Here is a 7,816-nt window from a genome sequence, read left to right on the forward strand (position 1 = left end):
GGCAATTAATTAATTCTAGAGTGAAGAGGGAAGCTCCCTTTAATGTCCCACTTTAGAAATGTAATTTAACATTGTATTAACGAGTAAAATGTTAAAGAGTGTTCATAATTTCTGACATTTTTATTAAGTCGTCCGGTGTTTTTATCCAGCTGTTATGCGACCCTTTCATGGTGAACACTTGAACCTGACTGGGCTGCATTACTTTTTCTATAAGGTTTTGATTCTTATCAAGGTAGCGGTTGATTATGTGACTGGAAAGTTGCAACTCTAGGCTATCTGACTGAGCCACTTCAACCGCACAACCAGCACTAAATAGCGTCACCTTCGCGGTGCTAGAAAATACCGGAGCATTTTGATAGTTGTAATTAATTCTATCAGGCTCAAGATGACTGAACTCTGGATGTAGAGCAAAAATTTCATCATGCATCGCGGCATAGTCAAAGCAAGGGTCGACGAACACGAGATGTTCGACTGTCTCTCCCTCATTTTGCAGCAGTTTGGCAACCTCAAGCGCCAGCGTTGCGCCAAAACTCCAACCAAAAATCCGATAAGGACCACAAGGCTTTAGCTTTTTAAGATGAATAGCATACTGCAACGCCAACGTCTGGAACTGATAATAGTCATAGGCGAGCGAACCCTTTGGTTTTTCCTGTGCGGCATAGATGTTATTGAAACAATAACAAGGCGTGGAAATCTTGGGAGCAATGGATTGCAAGTAACTTTCAGCACCACCGCCACCTGGAGGGAAGAAAAACCATTCAATAGGTGCATCGGCTTCATTCACCAACACGCCGATTTCAATATCGCTCAGGGTTTTTATCCCTTGGGGGTTTGCTGCTGTAATTGAATGTGAAACGATGGCTCGAAGGGCTGCATCGAACTGATCGATGAACGCAGTGGTTTGCGTCTCATCTAACTGACTCGCAATGCTCACTTGCAGTCGCATTTGACGCACTTCGGCGTTCACGATGAGTGCCATTTCATCGTGATTCTCTTTGCTGCTGGCATCGCCTGAGTGTGTATTTAGCATTCGGATGCCCTGATCTTGTGCATCACTATTGCTATCAAGTTGTCCCAAATAATTAAAGCTAACTTTAGGTAATTGATTGAAGGAAAATTCCCCACGTCTGACCAATTCGCTGAAGCCCAACCCTTTATCTGGAATGGCGCGAAGCGTTTCTTTGCTTCGAATAATCAGCGTCGATAAATCCGTGTCATTTTTCAGAGCAACCGGAAACATACTAGTAAACCAGCCTAGTGTTCTTGAGGTATCAATATGGTCATTCAGATGTTCTCGGCCGTGGCCTTCTAACGTAAGGTGGCAATAGTTTGTAGAGAAGGTATTGCACCAAGCCCGAGTAAACGCGCTCATTAAGAGATCATTGATTTCTGTATTAAACCCAGCAGGAGCAAGGCGTAGCAATTGCTCAGTAAGCTGAGTATCAAATTGATGAGTAAGGCGCTGTTGTGATTTACCGTAAGGTACGTTTTGCTGTGTGCTTAGCACGTTTTGCCAATACGGTATTTGTTGTTCAAAAGGATGTAGGGCTAAAACGTCTGACCATTGGCGATAACTGCTGGTTTTGTCGCTTAAGGTGTCGCCTTGTAGCAAGCGACTTAAGTCTTCGACCAAAATACGCCACGAAACACCATCAATAACAAGGTGATGAACGATAAGTACGAGCCTAGTTAGCGGCGTCTCATCGCTGAGTAAAACCGGTTGCCACAAAGCACCTGAACCGAGTTCAAAACGGGCGTGTATTTTACTCAACGCCAGACCGGTTTGCTGCTCATCAAGCCCCGAGGTGTCCAAATGGATAAGCTTTGGTGTTGGACAAGCAGCAACACTTTGATATTGGGATTGCCAAGTCTCGGTTTTGCTAAACTGAGCGCGCAACATGTCATGTTGTTGATGCAGCTGCGCAAGTGCACGCTCCAAATTATCTAGCGCGATATTGTGCGGAAGTGCGAGCATGACCGACTGATTAAAATGCGCTTTATGACGGTAATGGGAGTTGAGGAACCATTGCTGGATAGGTAATAAGTTGATTTTTCCGCTGAGCTCACCTTGTTCAGCCTCGATTTCTACCTGTTCATTATTTGCCAAAAATGCACAAAGCGCTTCTAAAGTTGGATACGTAAATATGTCTTTGGTCGACAATGAATAACCAGCACGTTTGAGAGCCGACATGAGCTGAATACTCATAATTGAGTCACCACCAATATGGAAGAAGTTATCTTCCAAGCCAACTTGCTTAATCCCCAATACAGCACACCAAATTTTAGCGATATGCTGCTCCAGTTCTGTATTTGGAGCATGGTGAGTCTCAGTTTGGCTAAAATCGGGCTGCGGTAGTGCTCGGGCATCAATCTTGCCATTAACCGTAACGGGTAGGGCATCTAATGTGACGTAAGCACTTGGCAGCATATAACTCGGCAGTATTTGAGAGAGTGTTTGTTTGAGCTTTGCCTCATCTAGTGACTCAGTTTTTGCCATGACCAAGTAGGCCACGATACGTTTAATTCCATCTTGTTCACTTACGTTTACAAGAGCTGTATGAATTTGCGGTTGTTGCTTAATTGCAGTTTCAATCTCGCCAAGTTCGATGCGGTAACCACGAATTTTCACCTGAAAATCATTACGACCAACATACTCTAATAAGCCATCTTCACGCCATTTAACTAAGTCTCCCGTTTTATACATTTTGTTCCAACCGCTTGCGAGGTATCTATCCGATGCGAACGGATTAACTAAGAATGCTTGTTCGGTTAGATCTGGACGGTGTAAATAGCGTCTTGCCATACCCGCGCCGCCAATATAAAGCTCTCCCGCCACGCCCGGTGGAAGTATTTTGCCAGCGGGCGACAACACGTAAGCAGATTTATTGGCAATGGCGCGGCCAATAGGTGCTCCGTGATTTACAGTGTTGAGTAAGCAGCAAGTTGCATAAACGGTGGCCTCTGTTGGGCCATAGGCGTGGTAAAGCATCAGCTCTGGCGCTTGATGCTTTACTCGCTCAACCATAGCTAAGTCGACCGCCTCTCCACCAAAATTAATCTGTTTAAGTCCGGCGTGTAAGAAGAAGTCTTCGCTAGCTAAACGATTAAATAGCGCAGTGGTTACAAAGCACGTATCAATCTGCTGTGCTTGGCAGTACTCAATCAGTCGTTCTGGATCAAGTTGAGTCTGTTTATCTATCAGGTGTAGCGCTGCGCCGTTACTGAGTGTGACAAAGCAGTCAAAAATAAATGCGTCGAAGCTAATACTCGATAAGCTAAGTATTTTGTTCAGCTGTGATGGGTCGATAAAGTGGTCATCAGTGGCATAGTTTAATAGTGCCTCATGGCTGATTTCCACGCCTTTAGGGTTACCTGTGGTGCCGGAGGTATAGATAATATAAGCTAAATCAGACGGACTCACCGATACCGCTTGGTCTAAGCTTGGTCCCTCTATTGGTGTATCGCTGAGTACATGTGTCAGGGATGCTAGTGTTGTACTCGCAACTCTATCCGCTAATCCCGATTGAGTGACCACGATTTTCGCGCCACAGTCCTTGGCAATATATTCAATCCTTGAGTCAGGAAATTCCGGTGATACAGGAACATAACCACCGCCTGCTTTAAGAATAGCGAGGATCGCAACGATAGAATCCAACTGTTTTTCATGCAGCAATAGGACAGGGAAATCACCTTGATACTCGTTGCCGTAAACCTCAGCCTTAATCACCAATAATTGCTGGGCAAGCTGGCAAGCCTGGCGGTTGAGTGCTTGATAGCTTAGTGCTTCATCTTGCCAGACCACCGCGGTTGCATCGGGGGAGCCGGCGACTTTTTCACTAAATAAGTCGTTGAAGTTCCCGAAGCCACATGACTCGCGCTCAGTTTCATTCCAATCGTTGAGAATACGAACCTTTTCCACTGTATTGGCAATTTCAATGTGCTGATGAGGTAAGTGAGTATTGTCAGCGACTTGCTTGAGGATAAGTAGCAGTTGAGATTGCAGTTGTGCGGCACGTGCTGGCGAAAGCAAGCTGGCGTCGTACATCAGCTCAAGCTGCAGCTCTCCTTGCTCTTTTGCTATCAATGCAAGTGGGTATTCAACTTGTTCTGGTGCTGCGTCAAACTGCCAGCGAGCTTGTTGTGCTTCTGCTTGTTCATTTTCAAGGCTTGGGTAGTTTTCGAAAACAACTAGGCTTTGGAATAGCCGATTAGCACCTTGTTGCAGTGACGCAAGTGACACATTTGCATGGCTATTTAAGTCCAAAATGGCAGTTTGGATCTTCTCGAGCTGCTGCGCGATGGTGGCATCTGTAGGCCAATCAAGATACAGCGGTAGCGTATTGATGTAAGCACCAACGCTTTGCTCTATGCCGTCAATTGGTAAGTCACGACCTGCGATAGTTGTACCTACTAAAGTAAATTCGTCGCGAGTATAGATCTGGATAAGCTTATGCCAGGCAAATTGTACCGCAGCATTGAGCGTGACAGAATGTTGCTGACACGCTTGCTGCAACTTACTTAATGTCTCGCTTGGTAGAGCAAAATACAGCGCCTGCGGGTCATGATTATGACGGAGCGTTTCTAAATCTGTTGAGTGACTAAACAGGGTGTTAAGATCGTTTGCTTGTGATAAATCAGCGACATGATATTGCCAAAATGCTTTGGTGGCGGCCTGATTATCTCTTAGGTAAGCATGGGCATCTAAATAGGCGTTGTCCACCTGTAAAACAGGTTCTTGACCTTGTAGTAATTGCGTATAGTTCTGGTGAACGGTCTGCATAACTAACGGGCCACTCCAGCCATCACAAATACTGTGATGCTCTGTTTTTATTAGGTGATAATGCGCTTCACCGCGTTTTACCAAATGCAGTGTAAATAACCCAGGTCTTGCAAAATTAAATGGCTGATTTAACATTTGGTTTGCAAGCTTTTCTATGTGTGCTTGTTGTTCTGCTTCGGCGTATTGGCTGATGTCAATCACGCTAAAGTTATCTTCATCAACACAGGTGTGATCTACGATAAGTTGCAGCATGGTTTCTTCAACATCAAAAGCGCAGCGCAGCGCTGGATATTGCAGCGAGGTTAGTTGCCACGCATGTAGGTAGAGTGCGGGGTCAATTTTATCGAAATACTGCATCTGTGACTGCACGCGATAGGCTGTATCTTCTGGACTATTAAGCTGGTGGAAGATAAAGCCTTGCTGCAAGTTTGTTGCGGGATAAACCGCGGCTAGGTCGTAACGTGTACGCAGTGCATCTAAGTGGGCGAAGCTGACGCCTGTCAGGTTATAGTCGCTTGGCGTTTGTTTGGTGCCTTGCGCTTTGGTATGCAATGCGGTGTCCAGCACCGCTTGCAGACTGGCGGTGAACTGGCTTTGGAATAGGGCGAATTCGGTTTTAGACAACGCCGTGGTGCAATTTAAGACAAGCTGACCATGAATAATAGCTGCGTTGATATCAAGAACGTAATGGCCGTTATTTTCGCTTGCGACTGATTGACCTGTAATGGCTTCAGTTAAGTAGAAGTCACCGCTGGATTGCTGCGTTTTTGTGCCACCGATTTGGCCTAAATAGTTGAATGCAACGGTTGGTAGAGTCCCCGCCACTTGTTTGGAAAAATAGAACTGACCAAAGCCAACGCCATTGTCTGGCAATTTACGTAGCTGCTCTTTGGCATTGACGATAGCGCTTTCGAGATTAGAACCCGCATGAAGTGCCAGTGGATATAATGACGTAAACCAGCCTACGGTACGCGAATGATCTATATCTTCGGCGATGTGTTCACGCCCGTGTCCTTCAAGCGCAATAACCTGATCATTACTACCAGTGATATGAGCGAGAGTTAGGGACAGTGCGGCGACGACAAGGTCTCGAGGCTCTGTGTGGTAGCCTTGATTAGCGTCAAACAGCAGCGTTTGTGTAAATGCAGAGTCAAGTTTAATCACTTGGTTTGTCGGTGTGTTCTTCGCTGTTAAGTGCGTTTGGCAAGTATCAAGTACTTCCTGCCAGTAGTTAATTTGTTCGGCTTGAACATGTGCGTATTGGGCTAAGGTCTCAACCCATTGACGATAGCTTGAGGTTTTTTGCGCCAATTTTTTGCCTTGATAAAGGCTATTTAAGTCCTCAATTAGGATCCGCCAAGAGACAAAGTCGATGATCAGGTGGTGGAAGGCCAATACCAATACATCTTGGCTTTGGCGTTTGACACGAATTGGCTGCCATAAAGGGCCTGAATTTAACGCAAACTGTGACTGCAAGCGGGTTAATTGCTTGGCAAGCTCGTCGTCACTGAGCGTGTCTGCATCAAGTTTAACTAGAGGTGCCATGGTATTATTTTGTTGGTACTGCTGGGTAATGTGCGCCGTCTTTTGATTGAAAACAAGGCGTAGCACATCATGTTGCTCAGCAAGCTCGGACAATAGCTCAACTAATCTCTCATCACTGATTGCGCTTGGCATTACAGTGGCAAAAGTTTGGGCAAAGTGTGCGGGGTTAGCAAACTGATTTGCGAAGAACCACTGCTGGATAGGCAGTAGATCGAACTCGCCTTCAAGCTGGCCTTGTTCGGTTTTTATCGTAACCTTCTTGTCGCCATTCGCACTGATAAGCTTTGCCAGCCGCGCGGGAGTTGGGGCGGCAAATATCTCTTTAACTTGTACCGTTAACCCAGCTTCTCTTAAGCGTGAAACCAGCTGAATACTGACAATTGAATCGCCGCCGATTTGGAAGAAATTATCCTCAATCCCCACTTGCTCAAGGCCAAGTACCTGCTGCCAAATCTCACAAAGCTGGGTCTCTAAGGCATTACGCGGTGCCACATAGAGGTTGTCGGCTTGAAGCTCTGGTGCGGGGAGTGCTTTGCGGTCAAGCTTACCGTTACCCGTAAGTGGAATATGCTCGACTAAGGTAAAGTGACTGGGCACCATGTATTCAGGTAAAGCAGCACTTAGGACAAGTTTTAACTCGGTAATTTCAAGGTCAGGCTCTGCAACAAGATAAGCGGCTAATGCTTTACCTTGCGGTGCAGGCACATCAATCACCACTGCGTTTCGTACGCCTTGCTGGTCGATAATGGCAGCAGCAATCTCGCCTAGTTCGACACGATAACCACGAATTTTCACCTGCTCATCGTTACGACCAAGGTACACCAAATCGCCGTTGTCTAGGAAGCGGGCAAGGTCACCGGTTTTGTACAGCTTGCTATGAGCGGGGTCGTGACTAAGTGGATTATCAATAAAGCGCTCAACATTGAGTTCAGGGCGGTTTAAGTAACCACGGGCAACCCCAAGGCCTGAAATATATAACTCACCCGGCGCGCCAATAGGCATGGGCTGCAGCGACTCAGATAACACATGAAGATTAACGTTAGGGTAGGCTTTACCTATGCCTTGATGAAGACGTGGGTAGGCCTGCGCGAGCATCGCACCGACGGTGGCTTCTGTTGGGCCATATTCATCGAAAATAGCATTAACATGGCCGCTTAATGCATCAATGGCCTGCTCAGTTAGTGCTTCACCGCCAAGCATCAGGGTATCGACTTGCGCATCGCTGCCAGGCAATAGCGCCATAGCAAGACTCGGTGTGGTTTTCACAAAGCCAACATTCGCGGTACTTAGGTGAGCTCTAAAGGCGGCGGCATCAAGAATATCGCCTTCATAGACACACACCGTTTGTCCAGCAAGGAGCGGACATAAGGTGGTGGTCACCGACAGGTCAAAACAGTAGTTAGAAGAAAAGTCGATATTCCGATACTTGTCACCTAACTGGCGGGTTAAGGCGTGAAGATAGTAAAGCACATTGTGCTGCGTGAGCATTAC

Annotated in this window: 1 protein-coding gene; it reads right to left on the reverse strand. The window is 46.3% G+C overall.

The features are described from left to right. Positions 1 to 91: 91 nt before the first annotated feature. Positions 92 to 7,813 carry a non-ribosomal peptide synthetase gene (locus CKO50_RS23020; RefSeq protein WP_095730080.1) on the reverse strand — a complete coding sequence of 2,574 codons (7,722 nt, stop codon included), beginning with the start codon at positions 7,811 to 7,813 and terminating at the stop codon, positions 92 to 94. Positions 7,814 to 7,816 lie beyond the last annotated feature (3 nt).

Origin of the sequence: Pseudoalteromonas sp. HM-SA03, from assembly GCF_002289345.1 — a bacterium.
GTDB lineage: Bacteria > Pseudomonadota > Gammaproteobacteria > Enterobacterales > Alteromonadaceae > Pseudoalteromonas.